The following is a 20,042-nucleotide window of genomic DNA, read 5'->3' on the forward strand; positions in this document are numbered from 1 at the left end:
GGCGGGACCGGCCAGCAGCGCCAGGGCGAGGGACAGCGAAGTCGCGCCGCGGCTGCGCAGCCGCGGCGGGCTCACGGCCACCAGAACGCGCTGAGCTGGGCCGAGCCCGGTTCCAGAGCCACGCCGGCCGGCAGGCTGAGCACGGCGATGCCCGCCGGCGGCATGCCGCGGTAGTCGCCGGACTGGCCGCTGTGCAGCAGCGCGGCCAGCCGTTCCAGGCCGGGGTTGTGGCCGACCAGCATCAGCCGCTCGGCCTCGGCGTGGGTGTCGGCCAGGGCGATCAGCGTGCCCGGGGTGGCCTCGTACACCGACGGCTCGATGCGTTGCTCGACGTAGCCGATCGCGCCGAGCACGGCTTCCAGGGTCTCGCGCGTGCGCCGCGAGGGCGAGCACAGCACGCAGTCGGGCACCAGCTTGTTTTGCGCCAGCCAGCGGCCGGCGGCTTCGGCTTCGGCCAGGCCTTCGGCGGACAGCGGACGGTCGAGGTCGGCCTGGCCGTTGGCGGCGGGCTCGGCGTGGGCGTGGCGGAGCAGGATCAGTTCGCGCATGAGGCCTTGGACGGATCGAGTGGAGGGGAGTGCTTGCGCGAACGCAGGGCGGGTCAGGGTAGCGGGTGCGGCGGCGGGCGTGGGTGAATGGGCTGGGAGATAGCGGATAGGAGTTAGCAGATAGCGAAAGCCGCTTTCCCTATCTCCTAACTCCTATCCGCTATCTCCTGCTCCACTACTTCTTCAGCCACTTCAACAACGGCGCCCAATCGGCCTGATGCTCGCGGATCTGCTGGGAGTGGTAGTCGAACAGGCTCTTGCCGAGCGCGGTCATGACCACATAGGCCTGGCTGTCGCGGATCTGGCCGACCACCGGGTAGGGCCATTCGCTGAGCAGCTCCAGCGCCTGCTGCGAGGCGTTGGTCCAGGGCTTGAGCTTGTTGCCGACCAGGCCCACGCGCAGCTGGCCGCGGCGCACCCGCGGGTGCTGGGCCAGGGTGTCGAGGAAGGGCACGGTGGCTTCGATGTCCAGGGTCGAGGGCTGGATCGGGACGATCACCGCGTCGGCCACGTCGAGGAAGGACTCCAGGTCGTCGGCCATGGCCCCGGCCGGGGCGTCGATGACGGTGCGCTGGGCGTCTTCGGGCAGGTGCTTGCGCCAGGCCTTCCTGCGCGTGCCGTCCAGCGGCAGCACCGCGCTCTCCAGGACCGAGCGGCGCTGCGCCCAGCGGGTCGAGGAGCCCTGCGGGTCGGCGTCGATCAAGGCCGTGCGCAACCCGTCCAGGGCCGCCTGTGCGGCGAGGTGGGTCGCGATCGTGGTCTTGCCGACACCGCCCTTGGAACTGGCCACCAGCACGGTCTTCATGCGAGCTCCCCTCCGGATGGAACCCCAGCCTACACCGCGCCCGTGGAGCGGGCCATCACGGCGGCCGCGCGGCGCGACCGAGCGCGCAACCCGGGACGCGGCGGCCGCCCCGGGGCCGGGACCGCGACCGGGCGAGGCCGCTCAGCCCACCGCCAGCCCGGCCCACAGCGGCAAGGTCGCCAGCGACAGCAGCAGCCCGTAGCCGACCATCGCCGCCGCCAGCCGCGGCGCCAGCCCGTGGGCGATGGCCAGCGCGCCGGCGGTGACCATCGGCGGCATCGCCGATTCCAGCACCGTGGTGCGGGCCATTTCGCCGTGCAGGCGCAGCAGCGGCACCAGCGCCCAGGCCAGCGCCGGCATCAGCGCCAGCTTGAGGGTCAGGCCGGCGGCCAGCGGCTTGAGCTCCTCGCGCGGCAGCGCCAGCTTCACCGACAGGCCGATGGTCAGCATCGCCAGCGGCAGCAGCGCATCGGACAGGCGCTGCAGGCCGCCGGCGATCCAGCTCGGCGGCTGCGCCGGCATCACCGTGAAGCCGATCAGCAAGGCCCACAGCGGCGGAAAGCGCAGCACCCGGCGCAGCATGTCGGCCGCGCCCGGGCGGGCGTCGCCGCCGTAGCGCGCCAGCACCCACAGGCCGAAGGTCGACAGGATCAGGAACGCGCCGAACTGGTCGTAGACCACCGCATACGGCAGCGCGTGCTCGCCGATCAGCGCGCGGGTCAGCGGGTAGCCGAGGAAGCTGGTGTTGCCCAGGGCCACGGTCAGCAGCAGTACCGCGTGTTCGTCGCGGCGCAGTTTCAGCGCGCGCGCCAGCGCGCCGACCAGCAGCACGGTCGCGCCCAGCAGCAGCCACGGCACCGCGGCCACGCCGAGCAGGGCCGGCTCCAGGTGCAGGCGCGGGGCGTAGCGCAGCACCGCCGCCGGCAGGCAGACATAGAGCACGACCAGGTTCAGCACCTGGGCGGCGTTGTCGGGCAGGGCGCGCAGGCGCTGGAACAGGTAGCCCAGCGCCAGCATCGCCAGGACCAGGGCGAAGGCGTCGAAAGCCATGAGTCGCGGCGTGATGGCGGTGACGGCCATGGTCGCGGCTGGCGCGCGCGGGCTCAAGACGGCTTTGGGCTTAGGTGGGGGGCGGAGGAAACCAGTGAAGAGGAACGAGGAACGAGTAAAGGCCGCGGTCCGCCCGCTTTACTCGTTCCTCGTTCCTCTTCACTAAGTTTCTGACCGCCCCCAGCGCAAACGCCGCCCCACCCCGCGACCGCCGTATCATGCCCGTTCCACGGACGACCCCCGCCCATGAGCGACCTGCAAGACCTGACCGCGCTGATCCGCGCCAACACCCCGTTGATCGTGATCGAGACCCGCGACGAAACCCGCGTGGTCGAGCTGTTCCGCCAGGCGCTGATGAACGTCTGGCGCGCGCTGTACCGCTGGTCGATCACCGAAGGCCTGCGCCGGATCGACCTCGACCGCGAGGACGAATCCGAAGTCGCCCCGGACATCTCCAACACCCTGCAGGCGATCCGCCACGCCGACCAGCGCGGCATCTACCTGCTGTTCGACGCCCATCCCTACCTGGCCTACGCCGGCACCCAGCGCCAGCTGCGCGAGATCGCCCAGCGCCGCGAGTGCGAGCCGCACGTGCTGGTGCTGATCGGCCACAAGCTGGAACTGCCGCCGGACCTGGACGCGCTGGCGGTGCGCTTCACCCCGCGCCTGCCCGACGCCAACGCCCTGCTCAAGCTGGTGCGCGAGGAAGCGGAGAACTACGCGCGCGAGAACGGCGGCCGCCGGGTCGAGGCCGACGGCGAGGCGGTCAAGCAGATCGTGCGCAACCTGCAAGGCATCGACCCGGTCGATGCGCGCCGCATCGCCCGTCATTTGATCTTCCGCGACGGCGCGCTCAACGCCGACGACCTGCCCGAGCTGGCCAAGCTCAAGTTCGAGCTGCTCAACCGCTCCGGCCACCTGCATTACGAATACGACAGCGCGCGCATGACCGACGTGGCCGGCGCGCGCCGGCTCAAGCGCTGGGTCGAACAGCGCCGCGCGGTGTTCGCCGGGGCCGAGCCGCCGCCCGGCCTCGATCCGCCCAAGGGCCTGCTGCTGCTGGGCGTGCAGGGCTGCGGCAAATCGATGATCGCCAAGGCGGTGGCCGCCGGTTTCGGCGTGCCGCTGGTGCGGCTGGACTTCGGCACGCTGTACGACAAGTTCCACGGCGAGACCGAAAAGAACCTGCGCGCCGCGCTGGCCTCGGCCGAGCAGCTGGCGCCGGCGGTGCTGTGGATCGACGAGATCGAGAAAGGCCTGGCCGACAGCGGCGACAGCGACGGCGGCGTGTCGCGCCGGGTGCTCGGCTATCTGCTGACCTGGATGGCCGAGCGCAAGTCCAAGCTGTTCCTGGTCGCCACCGCCAACCAGATCGACGCGCTGCCGCCGGAACTGCTGCGCAAGGGCCGTTTCGACGAGATCTTCTTCGTCGACCTGCCCGCGGCCGACGTGCGCGAGGAACTGTTCGCGATCCACCTGCGCCGGCGCTCGCTCGACCCGACCGGCTTCGACCTGCCCGCGCTCGCGGCCGCCAGCGACGGCTTTTCCGGCGCCGAGATCGAACAGGCCATCGTCGCGGCGATGTACGCCGCGCACGCCGCCGGCACCGCGCTGTCGGACTTCCAGGTGCGCGCCGAGCTCAAGCAGACCCGGCCGCTGTCGGTGCTGATGAGCGAGCAGGTGACGCAGCTGCGCGAGTGGGCGCGCGGGCGGACGGTGGCGGCGGATTGAGGGCGGCCTGCAGGCTGCGGGCGAGGCCGGTTGGTGGCGGGACATCGAGTCGGCGCGGCGGCGGATCGGAAAGCATCGGGCCTGAAGGCCCTCCCACAACAGCCACGCCGCTCGTGCAGCAACGGCGGGCGCTTGTGGGAGGGCCTTCAGGCCCGACGCCTTTCGATCAAATCGCGACACCGCCCGCCGCGCTCAGCTCCGGCGCCGCGCAATCAGTGCCTCGAACCCCGCGATCAAGGCCTGCAGCCCGTATTCGTAATCGGCTTCGATATCGCTCTGGCTCATCACCGGCTGCGCCTGCGCCAGCAGCGGGTAACGCAGCGGGTCCGGGCTCATCGGCGCCTGGCCGGGGCCGCGGCCGGCTTCGGTCGCGGCCTGTTCTTCCAGCACCCAGCCGACGGTGTAGTAGCTCAGCGAGATCAGCGCGCGGATCGCGTCGGAGGCGGTGAATCCGGCCGCGGTCAGATAGGCCAGCTCGGCCTCGACCTCGCCGAAATCGTGCGGCTGCGGGCGGGTGCCGACGTGGACCCGGGCGCCGTCGCGGTGCGAGAGCAGGCAGCGGCGGAACTCGCGCGATTGCCGCGCCATCCATTCGCGCCAGTCGGCGCAGGCGCCCCGGTCCACCGGCTGGTGCTCGCCCAGCATCGCCTCGGCCAGGGCGTCGAGCAGCTCGCGCTTGTTCTTGAAATGCCAGTACAGGCTGGGCTGTTGCACGCCCAGCTCCTGGGCCAGACGGCGCGTGCTCAGGCCGTCCATGCCGACCTCGTCGAGCAGCTTCAGGGCGGCGGCGACCACCGTCTCGCGTTGCAGTTTCATGCGTTCAGTTTCCAGCCCGCGAGCAGGCTTGTCTCCCTATCGGTGATAGATTAGCATCCGCGTCGAATCTATCACTGATAGGGAGCGTGTCTTGCACACCCCGACCTCTTCGCCGGCCGCCGCCCCCGCCGAGCCCACGGACGCCGCGGCTCAAGCGTCCGGGCCGCCCGCCGCCGGCGCCGCCCAACCGCCCGCCGCCGCGCCCGCCGGTTTCAACCTCGCGTTGTGCCTGATCCTGGCCACGGTCGCGCTCGACGCCATCGGCATCGGCCTGATCGCGCCGGTGCTGCCGCAACTGCTCGACTCTTTCGGCGTGCACGCCCACCTGGCCCTGCACGCCGGCGCCCTGACCGCGCTGTACGCATTGATGCAGTTCGTCTGCGCCCCGGCGCTGGGCGCGCTCAGCGACCGCTACGGCCGCCGCCCGGTGCTGCTGTGCTCGCTGTTCGGCAGCGCCCTGGACTACCTGCTGATGGCCTGCGCGCCGTGGCTGTCGCTGCTGTACCTGGGCCGCGCCATCGCTGGGGTCAGCGGCGCCAGCGGCTCGGTCGCCGGTGCCTATATCGCCGACATTTCCGACGAATCCCAGCGCGCGCGCCGCTACGGCTGGCTCGGCGCCAGCTTCGGCCTGGGCCTGGTGGCCGGGCCGGTGATCGGCGGCCTGCTCGGCGCGGTGTGGCTGCGCGCGCCGTTCGTGGCCGCGGCCGCGCTGGCCCTGGTCAACTTCGCCCTGGCCTGGCTGGCCCTGCCCGAACCGGCGCGCAAGCGCGATCCCGAACCGCGGCCCGCGCCGGCGCTGCGCGAACTGGCGCCGTGGCATGCGCTGCGCGAACTCGGCCGGCTGCCGGACCTGGCGCCGCTGCTGTGGCTGTACCTGGCGATGCAACTGGCCGGACAGGTGCCCGGCACCTTGTGGGCGATCTACGGCCACGACCGCTTCGGCTGGAATCCGACCGCGATCGGCCTGTCGCTGGCCGCGTTCGGGGTGATCCACTCGCTGTTCCAGGCGTTCGCGACCGGCCGCATCAGCGACCGCTTCGGCCCGGCCAGGACCCTGATCGGCGGGGTGATCTCCGACGTGCTGGGCTATCTGGCCTTTGCTTTCGCCCGCAGCGTCGCGACCCTCGCGCCCGGTCTGCTGCTGGCCGCCGGCGGCGGCATCGGCGGGCCGGCGCTGCTGGCGATGTCGAGCGAGCGCACCGACCAAGCGCGCCAGGGCGCGCTGCAAGGCGTGCTGGCCAGCCTCGCCAGCCTGGCCGCGGTGATCGGCCCGCTGTTGTTCGGCGCGATCTACGTCGCCAGCGCCGGGCATTGGGACGGCTGGGTCTGGGTCGCCGGTGCGGCGCTGTACCTGCCGTGCTTGCCGGCGTTGCGCGCACTGCTGCGCGGCCCGCGCGCGGCGCCTGCGCAAGCCGGCGCCGACGCGGTCGCCGGGGATCAGGCCTTCACGTACACCCAGGCGCGCCCGCCCGAGGCCAGCACCGCCTCGACCCGGACGTAATCGTCGACTTCGTACGCGTCCGCGCGCGCCAGCTCGTCGGCGCTGATCGCGAACACCGTGCCGTCGACGCGGTCGGCGTCGTCGCCGCTGGGTTCGACGATGGGGTGATGGCTCTGGCCGCTGGTGGCGACGACCTGCGGATCCTCGATCTTCACCAGGGTGCGGCGGAAACCGACCAAGGCGTCGGCCTCGCCGTGCAGCCGCCGGCCGAAGGTGGTCTGCTGCACCGCCGGCAACTGCAGGGTGCCGTAGGAAAACAATCGCTGGTCGTAGGAGACGCTCATGACGGCGTGGCTACCGGTAATGGCAAGACGACTGCCGACGCTAAGCGGCGACGACGGCGCGCGCAACCGCCGCGCGCCGTCGCTGCGGGCTCAGGCCGACGCGGCTTCGGACGCGCGCGGTTCGCGCAACGCCGACCAGCGCTGCGCCAGCTGCGCGGCGAACAAGCGCGCCGCCGGCGGATGCGCGGCCAGGTGCAGGAACGGTTCGATGAACTCCAGCTCCATGATCCGGAATTCGCCGTCGACCACCACGCCGTCCACGCGCACGTAGGCGTGGTCGCGGTGGCCGAGCGCCGCCACCGCGTCGAGCGCGCGCCGCGCCGCTTCGGCGACGTGCGCCGGCGGCTCGGTCGGCACGGCGCTGCCGCCGAAACAGGTCTGCACGCGGTAATCGTCGCGCGCCGGCTTCTTCAGCACCGCGTGGCTGTAGACGCCGCCGAAGAACAGCAGCGACCACTCGCCGTCCTCGACCACCTGCGGCACGAACGGCTGGATCAGGTAATCCAGCGAACGCGGCAGGCCGGCCAGCGCCTGCGCGAACGCCGCCTCGCCGATGCGCCCGCGCAGCGTGTGCCAGGCGCCGCCGCTGACGCTGGGCTTGACCACCACCTCGCCCTGCAACGGCGCCAGCGCGGCGTCGAGCCCGGCGCCGCGCGCGTGCACGGTCGGGATGATCGCCACGCCTTGCGCGGCCAGCTCCAGCAGGTAGCGCTTGTCGCTGTTCCACACCAGCAGCGGCAGCGGATTGGCGATCGGGCAGCGCAGCGCGTCGAGGCGCTGATACCACTGCAGGAACTCGGTGTAGCGCTCGAAGTAATCCCAGGTGCTGCGCACCAGCAGCGCATCGTGCGCGGCCCAGTCCACCGCCGGGTCGCTCCAGATGCGGGCGTGGACGTGGATGCCGTGCTCGCGCAGCGCGGCGATCAGGCCGGCGTCGTCTTCGTGCGGTTCGGGCTGGACGTCGGAGACGACCAGGGCCAGCGACAGCGGCGGATCGAAACGGACGAAGCCGGGCGCGCGCGGATCGGTCGCGGGCGAGGGGGGAATGGAATCGGAACGGGACATGACGCCTCCAGAAAACGGGAGGGCGCCCTTGCTCGGCATCGCGGCCCGAGCGTGGCGGAGCGCGGGCTCCGTCGCAGCACCCCTCGGGTCCGGATCGCGCGGCGCCGAGGCGGCGTCGCGCAAGTGGATGCATCGCAGCGCGATGCCGGCGCAGTGTTGGACGGCGGGCGGTGGGCTGTCAACGCGGAAGGCGCGGCGGCGGCGAAATAGCGAAACCTTCGCGGAGGCGGTTGCGGCGGCGCGAGAATTTTTCGCGGTGCGTTCTCGATAGGCCGGGTTCGTCGTCGATTGGTTTTCGCGGTCGCAGCTCGCGCAGCTCCTACACCCGCTCCCTGTAGGAGCTGCGCGAGCTGCGACCGCGACACTGCGGCTACGACGAACCCGTCATCGCAGCCGCAACCCAAACCGCCTCAATACCCCGCCGCCTGCCCATCCTTGCGCGACTCGCTCGCCCCGATGTAGCCGCCGTTCGGATTGACCATGATCGCCTGGTACCCGCCATAGGGCCCCAGCGCGAAGCGCACGCTGTGGCCGCGCCGCACCAGCTCGCGCACGGTCTCGTAGGAGAACCCGGTCTCCAGGTCGAGCTCGCCGCCGTCGCTCATCGCCACCATCTGCCCGGCCGGTTCGGTCGAGCCGTCGTGCTGGATGCGCGGCGCGTCGCCGGCTTCCTGCAGGTTCATGCCGAAGTCGATCAGGTTCATCACGATCTGGGCGTGGCCCTGCGGCTGCATCGCCCCGCCCATGACCCCGAACGACAGCCACGGCTTGCCGTCCTTGGTCACGAACGCGGGAATGATGGTGTGGAACGGCCGCTTGCCCGGCGCGAACGAGTTCGGATGGCCTTCCTTGAGCACGAACTGCTCGCCGCGGTCCTGGAAGATGAAGCCCAGGCCCGGCGGCGCCATGCCGCTGCCCATGCCGCGGTAGTTGGACTGGATCAGCGAGACCATCATGCCGTCGGCGTCGGCCACGGTCATGTAGATGGTGTCGCCCTGGTCGAGCTGCGCCGGCGTCGCCGGCTGCGCTTCCTTGAGCACCTTGTCCAGCGAGATCAGCTTGCGCCGCTGCGCGGCGTAGTCCTTCGAAATGAGCTTGGCCACCGGCGAGGACTTCTCGAACGCCGGATCGGCGTACCAGCGCGCGCGGTCGGCGAAGGCGAGCTTCTTGGCTTCGGCGAACAGGTGCAGGTGCTCGACGCTGCCGAAACCGTAGGACTTGAGGTCGTAGCCTTCCAGGATGTTGAGGATCTGCAGCGCGGCGATGCCCTGCCCGTTCGGCGGCAGCTCCCACACGTCGTAGCCGCGGTAGTTGCTGCTGACCGGCTCGACCCATTCGCCGTGGTGCGCGGCCATGTCCTCGTAGCTCAGAAACCCGCCGTTGGCCTTGAAATACGCGCCGACGGTGCGGGCGATATCGCCCTTGTAGAACGCATCGCGCCCGCCCTGGGCGATCTGTTCGAGGGTGTGGGCGAGGTTCGGGTTCTTCCACATCTCGCCGGTGCGCGGGGCGCGGCCGTCGATGGTGAACTGCTCCTTGAAGCCGGGCCACTTCGACAGGCGCGGCACCGAGGCGTTCCAGTAATAGGCGATCACCTCGTGCACGGGATGGCCTTCGCGTGCGTAGCGGATCGCGGGCGCGAGGTTGTCGGCCATCGGCTTGCGGCCGAAGCGTTCGTGCAGGGCGAACCAGCCGTCGACCGCGCCGGGCACGGTCACCGGCAGCGGGCCGTGCGGCGGGATTTCCTTGAGCCCGCGCTTCTGGAATTCGGCCAGGCTCAGCGACTTGGGCGAGCGGCCGGAGCCGTTGTAGCCGTAGAGCTTCTTGGTCTTGGGATCCCACACGATCGCGAACAGGTCGCCGCCGACGCCGTTGCCGGTCGGCTCCATCAGCCCGAGCGCGGCGTTGGCGGCGATGGCCGCGTCGACCGCGCTGCCGCCGGCCTTCATCACGTCCAGGGCGATCTGCGTGGTCAGCGGGTGCGAGGTCGCGGCCATCGCGTGCGGCGCGTAGACCTCGCTGCGGGTGGCGAAGGTCTTGCCGCCGATCCGGTCGGCGGCGTGCGCGGGCGCCAGCAGGCCCGGCGCGAGGAAGGCGGCGCAGGCCAGGGCCAGCGGCGCAAGCAGCGCCGCCGCGCGGCGCGAACGCAGGGCGGTGATCGAAGAAGGCATGACGGAACTCCCCAGGACAGCCTTCGACGATAGCGCAGACGCGCGCGGAACTGAGTAGGCCGAAAGTCGAGCGCGGCAAGCTGAATGCGTGGTCTCGCGCTGCGGCGGCGCGCTTGCGGCGGTGCAGCGCCGGATCGCCCGAAGCGGCAAGGCGGCGTGCGGCGGGGGCGAGATCGCGCGTGCGCCGCGACGGAACCCCGCGGCCGGTTCCGGCCGGCCGTCGTGGTCGCGGGTTAGCATCGGGCTTTCCCATCGCTGCGAGGCGCAGGCGCTCATGGACCCGAACCGGCACGATCGCGCGGTCGTTCGCGCCCTCGATCGCGCCGCGCCCCGTCGCGCGTTCGCCGCGGCCGCGGGCCTGTGCCTGTGCGCCGCGCTCGCTTTCGCCCAACCCGGAGCCAGGGCCATGCGCGCCAGCCAGGCGTTTTCCTCACCGGCCGCGGCCGAACTCGCCCAGGCCGCGGCCGCCGGCGACGCGGCGCGGGTACGCGCGCTGGTCGCCGCCGGCGCCGATCCGAACGCGCGCGGCGAGCGCGGCATCAGCGTGCTGCAGTGGGCGCTGTACCAGCGCAGCGTCGCAGGCCTGCGCGCGCTGGTCGCCGCGGGTGCCGACCCGGCCCAGGGCGCCGACGACGGCGCCACCGTGCTGCAGCTGGCGGCGATGGCCGACGACCCGCGTTACCTGCGCGTGCTGCTCGAGGCGCGGGTCGATCCCAACCTGCCGAACACCGTGACCGGCGCCACCGCGCTGACCGCGGCGCTGATGGCCGAGCGCCCCGAACAGTTCGCCGCCCTGCTCGCCGCCGGTGCCGACCCCGGCCGCGCCGACCGTCTCGGCAACACGCCGGTGCACGTGGCGGCGAAAATCAACGAATTCGGCCATGCCTTGACATTGCTGCGCGCGGGCGCCGACCCGACTGCGCGCAATGCGCAGGGCGCGACGTTCCAGCGCTACATGTTCATGAGCCCGGATCGGCTGCTCAATGCGCGCACTCGCGACGAGCGCGATGCGGTGATCGCATGGTTGCGGGAGCGTGGGGTGGCGGTGGAGAGCGTGCCGGCGAAGTAGAGACCGAATGCTCTGGTCGCTGTTGCTGTTGCCGCTGTTGTTGTTGCTGTTCGCGGGGGAGCGAAGAGCAACAGCGAGAGCAACCGCAATAGCAATAGCAAAAATTATCGGTGTCGATCAGTGCCGTATTCGTCGGACGATCGCGCGAACTTCGCAAATCCAGCCGCGCAAAACTCTCTGCGCACCCACGCTCAAACACGCAGCCGCTGCAACCGCCGCACCGCGGTTTCGACATCGCCCAGCAACGCCGGCGCCAAGGCCCAGTCTTGCGCGCGCGCCGCGTGTTCCAGCGCCTGCGCGGCCTCGCCGAGTTCGTGCGCGCCGATCAGCTGCGCCGCGCCCTTGAGCCGGTGCGCGTGCCGCGCCAGCGCGATGGCGTCGTTGCGGTCGCGCGCGGCGCGCAGGCCGGCCAGGTCTTCTTCGGCGGCGTCGAGGAAGTCGGCCAGCACCGCGGCGGGATCGCCGCCGCCGCTGTCGGCCAGCAGCGCGTGCAGCGTGTCCAGGTCGAGCGCGCGGCCCAGGTCGCGATCGCGCGGCGGCGTTGCGTCGGTGCCTGCCGCATCGTCGTCGTCGTCGAGCGGCGGCAGCCAGCGCCGCAGCGCGGTCGCCAGCGCGGCCGCGGCCACCGGCTTGACCAGGCAGTCGTCCATGCCCGCGGCGAAGCAGGCGTCGGCTTCGTCCTTGAGCGCCGACGCGGTCAGCGCCAGGACCGGCGTGCGCCGCGCATCGCCGTCGCCGATGCCGGCGCGCGCTTGTTCGGCGCGGATCGCCCGGGTCAGTGCGTAGCCGTCCATCCCGGGCATGCGCAGATCGGTCAGCACCAGCGCGTAGCGGCCGCTGCGCCAGCGCTGCAGGGCGGCCTCGCCGCCGTCGGCGGTTTCGCAGGCGTAGCCGGCCAGGGCCAGTTGCCGCGCGATCACCAGGCGGTTGGTGGGATGGTCGTCGACCAGCAGCACCAGCCGGCGGTCGCGCGCGGCGCGGTCGGGATCCGGCGCCGTCGCCGCGCCCAACGCCAGCGCGTCGTCGGCCGCGCCGTCGCGCTCGGGCGCCGGCGCGCGCGCCAGGCTCAAGCGCAGGCGCAGGGTCGTGCCGACGCCGGGCTCGCTGTCCATCGCGATCTCGCCGCCCATCAATTCGGCCAGGCGCCGGCAGATCGCCAGGCCCAGGCCGGTGCCGCCGTAGCGTTGCGCGGTGTCGGCGTCGGCCTGCTGGAACGGCTGGAACAGCAGGCGCTGGCGCTGCGCGTCGATGCCGATGCCGGTGTCGCTCACGCGCAGGCACAGGCGGTCGCGCGGCGCGTCCTCGCCGGCGGCGGGCGGCTGCGCGGCTTCGAATTCCAGCGCCACCTCGATCGATCCGCGCTCGGTGAACTTGACCGCGTTGGACAGGAAGTTGCCGAGGATCTGCCGCAGCCGCAGCGCATCGGCGCGGTACGCCGGCGCCACGCGCGCATCGACCTCGCAGCGCAGCGCCACCGCGCGCGCGCGCGCCGCGCCGAGGAAGCCCGCGACGGTGGTGCGCACCAGCGCGGCCAGATCCACCGGCGCCGGCGCCAGTTCCAGCCGGCCGGCCTCGATCTTCGAAAAATCCAGGATGTCGCCGATGATCTGCAGCAGCGATTGCGAGGACTGCTGGATCACCTCCAGCGCCTGCCGCTGCTCGCCGTCCAGGCGCGAGTGCGCCAGCACTTCGATCATGCCGGTCACGCCGATCATCGGCGTGCGGATCTCGTGGCTCATCGCCGCCAGGAACGAGGACTTGGCCCGGCTGGCGTCCTGCGCGCGCGCCTCGCTGGCGCGCAGCTCGCGCTCCAGCCGCTTGAGCGCGCTGAGGTCGGCGGCGATCACCAGCAGCCCCGGCGGCTCGTCGTCGTCGCCGCCGGTGGCCGACACCGCCACCAGCGCCGGCACCCAGGTGCCGTTGCGGTGGCGCAGGCGGGTTTCGCGCGGCGCGGCGTGGCCGCGCGCGAGTTCGCGCAGCGCGGTCCAGTCGGCCGCCACCGGCCGGCCCAGCTGCGCGCTCAGTTCGGTCGCCAACGCCTGCAGGGCGCGGGTTTCGAACACCGCGTGCAAGCGTTCGCGGCCGACCGCCTCGGCTTCGCGCAGGCCGAGCAGGCGTTCGGCGAACGGGTTGACCAGGGTGAAGCGGCCGTCGGCATCGACCGCCATGATCGCGGTCTGGGCCGAATCCAGCAGCGAGGCCTGGAAGCGCTGGCGCCGCTCCAGTTCGGCGCGGGTGCGCTCGTTGCGGATCAGCTGGCCGGTCAGTTCGGTCTCGAAGCCGAGCACGTCGCGGCGCATGTCCAGGAAGGTCTGCATGACCGCGCCGAGTTCGCCCGGCGGCAGTTCGCCGGGGTCGGCGGTGTAGTCGTGGTCGCGCATGCGCCGCGCCAGCCAGGTCAGCTGGTCGACCCCGCGCGAGGCGTTGCGCAGCACCCGCCGCCCGATCAGCGCAGCCAGCGCCAGCGCCAGCAGCGACACCGCGATGCGCAGCGCGCTGACCCGTTCGCTGCGGACGATGTCGGCGCGCACCACCGCGTCGGCCTGGATCAGTTCCAGGTCGGACAGCTGCTGCATGCGCTGGGTCAGCGGGTCGATCGCCGGATACAGGCGGGTGTCGGCGAAGCGGCCCAGCGCCGGCAGGTCGCGCCGCTGCAGGATCGCGCGCAGCTCCAGCGCGGCCGCGTCGGCGGTGCGCCGGGCCGCGGCAGCGGCGTTGAGCTGCTGCTGTTCGCGCGGCGAATGCGGCAGCGCGTCGAGCTCGCGCCAGGCCGCGTCGATGCGGGCGCGGGCGCGGTCGACCCGGTCCACGCCCTCGTCCCAGCCGACCAGGTCGTTGCGCACCCGGAAGGTGGTATCGACCACGTCCAGGCCGTAGGCGTCGGAGACGGTCTTGATCAGGCGCAGCCCGCGCAGCGAATCGTCCTGCAGGCTCTGCAGCGCGCCGCGCGCGCGGTGCTGCTCGATCTCGTCGATCAACAGCACGCTGGAGCCGGCGGCCAGGAACAGCGCGAACAGCCCCCACAGCTGGCGGCGCACGCTGAAGCGGTCGAGCCAGGCGAACATCGGCTCAGTGCTCGGGACGGCGCCAGCGGCCGAGCGCGGCGCGCAGCTCGGCGCCGGGCACGGCTTCGCCGATCAGCCGGCCTTGCGCCACCGCGCAGCCCAGTTCGGCCAGCATCTGCCAGTCCTCGACCGTCTCCACGCCCTCGGCCACCGCGTCCAGGCCGAGCTTGCGCGCCAGGTCCAGGCTGGCTTCCACCACCGCGCGCTTGCGCGGCTTGTGGCTGGCGCCGGCGACGAATTCCTGGTCGATCTTCAATTCGGTGAACGGCACCTGCGAGAGTTGCGACAGCGACGACCAGCCGGTGCCGAAGTCGTCGATCGACAGGCCGAAACCCTTGAGCCGCAGCCGCGCCAGCACCGCCAGGCCGCGCGCGGCGTCGGCCATCAGCGAGCTTTCGGTGAGTTCCAGCACCACTTCGCTGGCGGCCACGCCGGCCTCGCGCACGATGCGCTGGTAGCGGTCGGCGGCGCCGGCGTCGTCGAGGGTGGAGGCGGAGACGTTGACCGACAGCTTCAGGCGCAGCCCTTCGCGGTCCCAGCCGCGCTTGTAGCGGCAGGCCTGGGCGAGCATGCGTTCGGTCAGCTCGTCGAGCAGGTCCTGGGCTTCCAGCAGCGGCACGAAATGCTGCGGCAGGATCACCCGGCCGTCGTCGCGGCGCCAGCGCGCCAGCGCTTCCACGCCGATCGCGCGGCCGTTGCCCAGTTCCACCTGCAACTGGAACCACGGTTCGATGCGGCCGGTTTCCAGGGCGATGCGGGCGTCTTCGGCGGTGATGTCGGGGGCGGCTTGGGGGTCTTCGTCGGCCTTGGTTTGGCGCAGGGATAGGAGGGCTTCGGCTAGTTTGGCTTTGGTCAGCGGCTTGGCCAGCGCTTCGAGCACGCGCAGGCCGCAGGCGCGGGCCATGGTCTGCACGGTGTGCAGCAAGGCCGGGTCGAGCGCGCTGACCACCAGCACCGCGCGCGCCAGGCGCTGCCGGGCGAGGCGGTCGATGAATTCGATGCCGTCCATGCCGGGCATGTCGAGGTCGACCAGGACCAGGTCGACTTGGGCCGGGTCGCTTGCGGCCGAATCGTTTTGAGCCGAGCCGTCTGGCGCCGAGCCGCCTGGCGCCGAATCGATGCCGGCCGGATCGCCGCCGCGCGCGCCGCCGATGTTCGGCGCCCGCGCTTGCGCCAGCCGGTTCAGCAGATTCAGAGCGCTGGCGCCGTCGGCGGCCTCGTGCAGCGAGGCGACGCCCAGTTCGGCCAGCAGGCGCAGCGCCATGCGGCGCTGGAAGCCGTGGTCTTCGACCACCAGGACGCTGAGTGCCGACTTCGACATCCGATCCCCGGTTGCGTGCGCAACGACAGGCCGGCCCCGGGGGCAGCAGACTCGGCCGCGAACGGCCGACTGTAGCCGTGTAGGGGAGCCAACGGGAAGCGTGGCGACGAACGGTCGCGAGCGGCTGCGATCCAGGTCGCGGGAGGAGGGTGACCGTCGTGGCCGTCCCGGCGCGTGCGGGAATCGGGGGCAATGCACGCGGAAGAACGCGCGCCCGGCCTGAACGGATAAGACGAGTACGAAAAGCACGGCCATCGGCAGGGATCGAGTGATCGGCCGTGTTTTCGAACTGCGCGCGCCGCGACACTTCTGCACAGCACCGCCGGACGCGCGGATCGGACCAACGACGGGGGACCATGAACATGCACAACGCGAGTATCGACGGCGCGGCCGTTGGCAGGGCTGCGTCCGGCGCTCCAGTGTCGGAGCGTGCAACGGAACATCGGGCCAGGCGGCGCGCGCTGGGGCTGGGCATGCCTTGGCTCGCCGCCTTGCTCGCTGCGCCTTTCGCGGGCGACGCGTATGAACGGGTCGAATACAACGGCAAGCTCTATGCCTGCGAACACCGATGTTCGATCACGACGTTCAAGGACGGTTCGGCCCATATTCGCGATGCGCTCGGCGGCTGGGCGGCGCGAATCGAGGTCGACGGCGGAGTGATCGTCGACGAAGAAGGGAAGACCTGATGCTGCCGGCCGACGTCCGCCGCGAGCCGCAGCGGCGATCCCGCGCGAATCCCGAACAGACACGCAAGCTGAGCCGGTTCTTATTCCCGGCGCTCGGGTTGCCGGCGCTGGCGATGATCGCCGGCCTTGCCGGCTGTGGCGATCGCGAGCGCGCGGGCGCGCCGCCGCCGCCTGCGCAACCGGTTGCGCAGGCGGCCGCTGCGTCGCCGGCCGGCGAGCTCGCCGGGTACGAGGCGCCGCTGTCGCCGGGTGCCACGCCGGTGCGCGGCGATCCGCATCGGCTGGAAGCCGGCTTCGTCTCCGGCGGCGCCTTTTCCGCCCCGGCGGCCGAACGCGCCGCGCAGACGCAGGAGCGTTTCGATCGCTTGCTGACGGCGTTGGACGAGGGATTCCGCAACGATCCGGACGCCGGCGAGATCGCCCGTTTGTTCGGCACGCGCATTACCGGCGCGCTGGCCCAGTCCGGAACCGGGGTGGCGCTGGAGCGCTTGGCCTGCGGCCAGCGGATCTGCGCGGCGAGCCTGACGGGCGACAAGATCCCCGCTTCGCGCTTGCTGGAGGCGCTGATGAGCGGCAACGGCGACGGCGGCGCGAAGATCGGCGCGTCCAGCATCAAGCTCGTCGAGCCGTCGGCGCCGGGTGCGCCCGCGGGCTACCGCGTGGTGTTTTCGACCGACCCGTCGGTGTCGGTGATCGTCGAACGGCCCTGAGCCGGGGCCGGCTGGCTGCGGCGCGGACCTGCGCGCGCGAGACGGCCTGCGCCCACCCGGCGCCCGCGTGCGGGCGCCGGCGGAACCTTACGGCCAGGCCGGCGGATTGGCCGCCCAGGCCTTCTGCACTTCGGCCAGGGTGGCGCGGTCGGCGTCGCGCCAGCCCGGCAGCAGTTCGGCGTAGCGCGAGGCGTCGCGCCAGTGGTCGGGCTCGGTGCGCACCGCGGCGGCGTACCACTGCAGCGCTTCGTCCTTGCGGCCCAGCGACCACAGCAGCACGGCGTAGGTCGGCGGCATCCAGCCGGCGTTGATGTTGCGCGCGTTGTGCAGGGTGGCGAACACCTTCAGCGCGTCTTCCGGCGCGCCGGCGTGGTAGAGGTCCCAGCCGTAGTTCCAGTTGATCGCGCGCCAGAAGCTGCTGCTGCTGTCGATCTCGCGCAGGGCGCGGGCGTAGAGCTGGCGGCCCAGGTCGTTGCGGCCGGCTTCCATCGCCAGATGCCCCAGCTGCGCGGCTTCGGTCGGCGCGTGGGCCTTGCGTTCCAGGGTCTTGGCCAGGCGTTGCATCGCCGCCTCGCCGGTTTCGCGCACGGCGACGACGGGTTTGGCGGTCTGGGCGTCGGCGTCGAAGTAGAACTCGTTCGGCTTGGGCAGGCTTTGCGCAGCGGCCGAACCGGACGCCAGGGCGGCGGCGAGCGCCGCGGCCAACAGCAGATTGCGGATGAGCATGTACGTGGATCCCCCCTTTGGGCCGCACATGCTACCGCCCACAGCACGGATTCATGAACATCGGCACATATTTTTTGTTCGCAAAATGCGGCCGAGTGCATAACTGCGCAGGTGACGTGCAGTAACGGCGCGATCCGACATGAGGCTGACACAGGCCGCCGGGCCGGGAGCGGCCGCGCCGGCGAGGCCGGCGCCGGGCCGCTCCGCGCCCGCTCAGGGCGCCGGCCGCAGGCTGACCCGGTCGAGCGCCCACAGCGGGTCGTGGGCGCCGCTGGCGAACACGAAGCACAGATCGTGCGTGCCCGACAGCTTCGGCAGCGACGCTTCCAGCACGGTCAGGCCGTCGCGGCCGAGCGCCGGCTGCAGCGGCAGGCGCGCGATCGGGGCGCTCTTGCAGTCGTTCAGGCGCACTTCCAGTGCCGCGTCGGGCTGGGCCTTGCGCGTCACGATCTGGTCGGTGTCGTGCCAGAGCTGGAAGTTGTACGGCACCTGCGCGACCGTGGCGCGCAGCGCGGCGACCCCGTCGAGGCGGGCGCCGACATAGATCCAGCACGGGTCGATCAGGTTGACCGTCAGCGCCGCGCGCGCGCCCTCGCGGCCGCCGTCGCGCGCGGCGTCGTCTTCCAGGCGCAGGTTGTAGCCCTCGCGGCAGGCCTTGAGCCGGGCGCTGCCGCGCTCGCTGAGGTCGGCGGCGGTCTGGGCCTGGAGCCGGCGCGGCGCCGACATCGGATGGCCGTCGAAGAAGGTGGCGGCGACCACGTCCAGCGGCAGCGCCGCCTGGAACGGCTGCGCGTACACCGGCGAGGACGCGTCCGGCGCGCCGCCGTCGGTGCGGTAGCGGATTTCGCCGAAGCCGGTCTGGCTCGACAGGGTCACCCGGGCGCCGCCGGCGTCGGGTTCGGCGGTCGCGTCCACGGCGTAGGCGGCGTCGCTGAAGCCGACCTTGAGCGCGCGGTAGCGCTCGAACTGCGGCACCAGCCGGCGCTGGAAGTCGTTCCAGTCGCGGCCCTGCGCCGGCGACCACACCACCTCGGCCAGCGCGTCCAGGCGCGGATGCAGCGCCAGCTGCACCTGATCGAACGTGCGCTTGTGCTCGGTCCACAGGTTGCCCTGCGCGCCGATCACGCGCTGCGCCTGCGCGGCGTCCATGCCCGGCGGGGTCATCGCGAATTCGTAGAACGCGCGCAAGGTGGCGACCGGGTAGCGGCCGCTGGGCTCGTCGTCGCGTTCGCTTTGCGCGTAGTCCAGGTACAGCTTGCGGTCGGGCGAGAGGATCACGTCGTGGCCGTCGCGCGCGGCCTGCAGCGCGCCGGCGTCGCCGCGCCAGGACATCACCGTGGCGTCGGCCGGCAGCTTGCCGCCTTCGAGGATCTCGTCCCAGCCCACCAGCACCCGGCCGCGCTGCTGCAGGTGCGCGCCGATGCGGCCGACGAACCAGCTCTGCAGCGCCGCCTCGTCCTTCAGGCCGAGCGACTTGATCTTGTCCTGCACCATCGGCGAGGCCTTCCACTGGTCCTTGGCCGCTTCGTCGCCGCCGATGTGGATGTACCGGGACGGGAACAGCCCGACCACTTCGTCGAGGATGGCGGTGAGGACGGCGAAGGTCTCGTCCTGCGGATTGAACAGATAGGTGTGCACGCCCCAGTCCGGCGACACCGGCGGCGCCTGCTTGAGCACGTCGCCGACGCCGAGCGCGGGGTAGGACGCGATCGCGGCCTGGGCGTGGCCGGGCATCTCGATCTCCGGCACCACGTCGATGTGGCGCGCGGCGGCGTAGGCGACCACGTCGCGGATCTGCGCCTGGGTGTAATAGCCGCAGTACTGCACCGGCTTGCCTTGCGCGTCGCGGCCGTTGGCGCCGGCGCGGATGCGGCAGCCGCCGACTTCGGTCAGGCGCGGGAATTTCTTGATCTCGATGCGCCAGCCCTGGTCGTCGGTGAGATGCCAGTGGAAGCGGTTGAGCTTGAGCAGCGCCATCTGGTCGAGCACCGCCTTGACCTCCTCGACGCTGCGGAAATGGCGCGCGACATCGAGCATCAGCCCGCGCCAGCGATACGCCGGCGCGTCTTCGATGCGCTGCGCGGCGATCCGGGTCTCGCCCTGGGCGCCGTCGGCGGTGGCCAACTGCCACAGGCTGACCGCGCCGTAGAACAGGCCGGTCTCGCTGCGCGCGCTGATCTTGGCGCCGTCGCGGCCGATGTCGAGCACGTAGGCTTCCTCGCCGATCGGCAGCCTGGGGTCCAGGCTCAGCGCGATCGCGCCTTCGACCGCGCCGCCGCCTTCCCGCAGCTTCGGCGCGAAACCGCGCAGCGCCTGCACGCGCTGGGCGAAGAACTCGCCGACCCGGCGCGCGCCGGGCTGGTCGGCGGCGACCACCACTTCGGTGCCCGGTCCGAACACGAACGCGCCCTGGCCGGGCACGAACTTGGCCGGGCGCGGCAGGATCGCGCTGGGGTGGGCGACGCGCGGCAGCGCGGCGGGCTTGGCTGCGGCC

At 72.0% G+C, this 20,042-nt stretch carries 15 protein-coding genes, 1 pseudogene and 1 riboswitch; of the genes and pseudogenes, 5 read left to right on the forward strand and 11 right to left on the reverse strand.

Annotation, left to right across the window (positions count from 1 at the left end; genetic code table 11):
- Positions 1–71 precede the first annotated feature (71 nt).
- The 3 genes from A7A76_RS21550 to A7A76_RS21560 form a co-directional block, all read right to left on the reverse strand.
- Positions 72–548 (reverse strand): SixA phosphatase family protein, encoded by a 477-nt coding sequence (locus tag A7A76_RS21550; RefSeq protein ID WP_074871227.1) that lies wholly within the window; start codon positions 546–548, stop codon positions 72–74.
- A gap of 175 nt (positions 549–723) precedes the next feature.
- Complete coding sequence (locus A7A76_RS21555; protein WP_206413229.1) at positions 724–1,353, reverse strand: ParA family protein; 630 nt, start codon at positions 1,351–1,353, stop codon at positions 724–726.
- A gap of 141 nt (positions 1,354–1,494) precedes the next feature.
- Positions 1,495–2,403, reverse strand: coding sequence for an AEC family transporter (locus tag A7A76_RS21560; RefSeq protein ID WP_206413230.1), 909 nt, complete (start codon positions 2,401–2,403; stop codon positions 1,495–1,497).
- Between the two features lie 246 nt (positions 2,404–2,649).
- Between A7A76_RS21560 and A7A76_RS21565 the strand changes: the two genes are divergently transcribed.
- Positions 2,650–4,134: an AAA family ATPase gene (locus A7A76_RS21565; RefSeq protein WP_206413231.1), complete on the forward strand. Its 1,485-nt coding sequence runs from the start codon at positions 2,650–2,652 to the stop codon at positions 4,132–4,134.
- Positions 4,135–4,326: 192 nt separating this feature from the next.
- Here the strand turns inward: A7A76_RS21565 and A7A76_RS21570 are convergent, their stop codons facing one another.
- Positions 4,327–4,950 carry a TetR/AcrR family transcriptional regulator C-terminal domain-containing protein gene (locus A7A76_RS21570; protein WP_206413232.1) on the reverse strand — a complete coding sequence of 208 codons (624 nt, stop codon included), beginning with the start codon at positions 4,948–4,950 and terminating at the stop codon, positions 4,327–4,329.
- Positions 4,951–5,173: 223 nt separating this feature from the next.
- Between A7A76_RS21570 and A7A76_RS21575 the strand changes: the two are divergent.
- Positions 5,174–6,361, forward strand: a pseudogene (locus tag A7A76_RS21575) (TCR/Tet family MFS transporter); the annotation flags it as partial.
- 26 nt (positions 6,362–6,387) lie between these two features.
- On the opposite strand, the gene A7A76_RS21580 reads toward A7A76_RS21575, so the two are convergent.
- From A7A76_RS21580 to ggt, 3 genes are all read right to left on the reverse strand, one after another.
- Positions 6,388–6,735, reverse strand: coding sequence for a gamma-glutamylcyclotransferase family protein (locus A7A76_RS21580; RefSeq protein WP_206413233.1), 348 nt, complete (start codon positions 6,733–6,735; stop codon positions 6,388–6,390).
- A 90-nt stretch (positions 6,736–6,825) separates the two neighbouring features.
- Positions 6,826–7,800, reverse strand: coding sequence for an ATP-grasp domain-containing protein (locus A7A76_RS21585; protein WP_241201110.1), 975 nt, complete (start codon positions 7,798–7,800; stop codon positions 6,826–6,828).
- Positions 7,801–7,813: 13 nt separating this feature from the next.
- Positions 7,814–7,891: riboswitch (S-adenosyl-L-homocysteine riboswitch) on the reverse strand.
- 319 nt (positions 7,892–8,210) lie between these two features.
- Positions 8,211–9,971 carry a gamma-glutamyltransferase gene (ggt, locus tag A7A76_RS21590; protein WP_206413234.1) on the reverse strand — a complete coding sequence of 587 codons (1,761 nt, stop codon included), beginning with the start codon at positions 9,969–9,971 and terminating at the stop codon, positions 8,211–8,213.
- Positions 9,972–10,092: 121 nt separating this feature from the next.
- Here ggt and A7A76_RS21595 point away from each other — a divergent pair, with 121 nt between their 5' ends.
- Positions 10,093–11,040 carry an ankyrin repeat domain-containing protein gene (locus A7A76_RS21595; RefSeq protein ID WP_206413235.1) on the forward strand — a complete coding sequence of 316 codons (948 nt, stop codon included), beginning with the start codon at positions 10,093–10,095 and terminating at the stop codon, positions 11,038–11,040.
- A gap of 191 nt (positions 11,041–11,231) precedes the next feature.
- Here A7A76_RS21595 and A7A76_RS21600 read toward each other — a convergent pair whose 3' ends face one another.
- Together A7A76_RS21600 and A7A76_RS21605 are read right to left on the reverse strand one after the other, a co-directional pair.
- A complete protein-coding gene (locus A7A76_RS21600; RefSeq protein ID WP_206413236.1) occupies positions 11,232–14,105 on the reverse strand; it encodes an ATP-binding protein in 2,874 nt (957 codons plus the stop codon).
- A 4-nt stretch (positions 14,106–14,109) separates the two neighbouring features.
- Entirely contained in the window at positions 14,110–15,426 is a 1,317-nt protein-coding gene (locus A7A76_RS21605) for an EAL domain-containing response regulator (RefSeq protein ID WP_206413237.1), read from the reverse strand.
- A gap of 356 nt (positions 15,427–15,782) precedes the next feature.
- Here A7A76_RS21605 and A7A76_RS21610 point away from each other — a divergent pair, with 356 nt between their 5' ends.
- Positions 15,783–16,112 (forward strand): hypothetical protein, encoded by a 330-nt coding sequence (locus A7A76_RS21610; RefSeq protein ID WP_206413238.1) that lies wholly within the window; start codon positions 15,783–15,785, stop codon positions 16,110–16,112.
- Positions 16,112–16,822: a hypothetical protein gene (locus A7A76_RS21615; protein WP_206413239.1), complete on the forward strand. Its 711-nt coding sequence runs from the start codon at positions 16,112–16,114 to the stop codon at positions 16,820–16,822. Before A7A76_RS21610 ends, A7A76_RS21615 begins: the two co-directional genes overlap by 1 nt.
- Before the next feature lie 87 nt (positions 16,823–16,909).
- On the opposite strand, the gene A7A76_RS21620 is transcribed toward A7A76_RS21615, so the two are convergent.
- Positions 16,910–17,548 (reverse strand): tetratricopeptide repeat protein, encoded by a 639-nt coding sequence (locus A7A76_RS21620; protein WP_206413240.1) that lies wholly within the window; start codon positions 17,546–17,548, stop codon positions 16,910–16,912.
- A gap of 213 nt (positions 17,549–17,761) precedes the next feature.
- Positions 17,762–20,042: family 20 glycosylhydrolase (locus A7A76_RS21625; RefSeq protein ID WP_206413241.1), on the reverse strand; the 2,281-nt coding region annotated here is incomplete at its 5' end.

This window comes from Lysobacter enzymogenes, assembly GCF_017168095.1.
GTDB lineage: Bacteria > Pseudomonadota > Gammaproteobacteria > Xanthomonadales > Xanthomonadaceae > Lysobacter > Lysobacter enzymogenes_D.

Bases quoted from the DNA above. Each gene is read 5' to 3' on its own strand.
- A7A76_RS21550 (WP_074871227.1), bottom strand. From the start codon at position 548: ATGCGCGAACTGATCCTGCTCCGCCACGCCCACGCCGAGCCCGCCGCC.
- A7A76_RS21555 (WP_206413229.1), bottom strand. From the start codon at position 1,353: ATGAAGACCGTGCTGGTGGCCAGTTCCAAGGGCGGTGTCGGCAAGACC.
- A7A76_RS21560 (WP_206413230.1), bottom strand. From the start codon at position 2,403: ATGGCTTTCGACGCCTTCGCCCTGGTCCTGGCGATGCTGGCGCTGGGC.
- A7A76_RS21565 (WP_206413231.1), top strand. From the start codon at position 2,650: ATGAGCGACCTGCAAGACCTGACCGCGCTGATCCGCGCCAACACCCCG.
- A7A76_RS21570 (WP_206413232.1), bottom strand. From the start codon at position 4,950: ATGAAACTGCAACGCGAGACGGTGGTCGCCGCCGCCCTGAAGCTGCTC.
- A7A76_RS21580 (WP_206413233.1), bottom strand. From the start codon at position 6,735: ATGAGCGTCTCCTACGACCAGCGATTGTTTTCCTACGGCACCCTGCAG.
- A7A76_RS21585 (WP_241201110.1), bottom strand. From the start codon at position 7,800: ATGTCCCGTTCCGATTCCATTCCCCCCTCGCCCGCGACCGATCCGCGC.
- ggt (WP_206413234.1), bottom strand. From the start codon at position 9,971: ATGCCTTCTTCGATCACCGCCCTGCGTTCGCGCCGCGCGGCGGCGCTG.
- A7A76_RS21600 (WP_206413236.1), bottom strand. From the start codon at position 14,105: ATGTTCGCCTGGCTCGACCGCTTCAGCGTGCGCCGCCAGCTGTGGGGG.
- A7A76_RS21605 (WP_206413237.1), bottom strand. From the start codon at position 15,426: ATGTCGAAGTCGGCACTCAGCGTCCTGGTGGTCGAAGACCACGGCTTC.
- A7A76_RS21610 (WP_206413238.1), top strand. From the start codon at position 15,783: ATGAACATGCACAACGCGAGTATCGACGGCGCGGCCGTTGGCAGGGCT.
- A7A76_RS21615 (WP_206413239.1), top strand. From the start codon at position 16,112: ATGCTGCCGGCCGACGTCCGCCGCGAGCCGCAGCGGCGATCCCGCGCG.
- A7A76_RS21620 (WP_206413240.1), bottom strand. From the start codon at position 17,548: ATGCTCATCCGCAATCTGCTGTTGGCCGCGGCGCTCGCCGCCGCCCTG.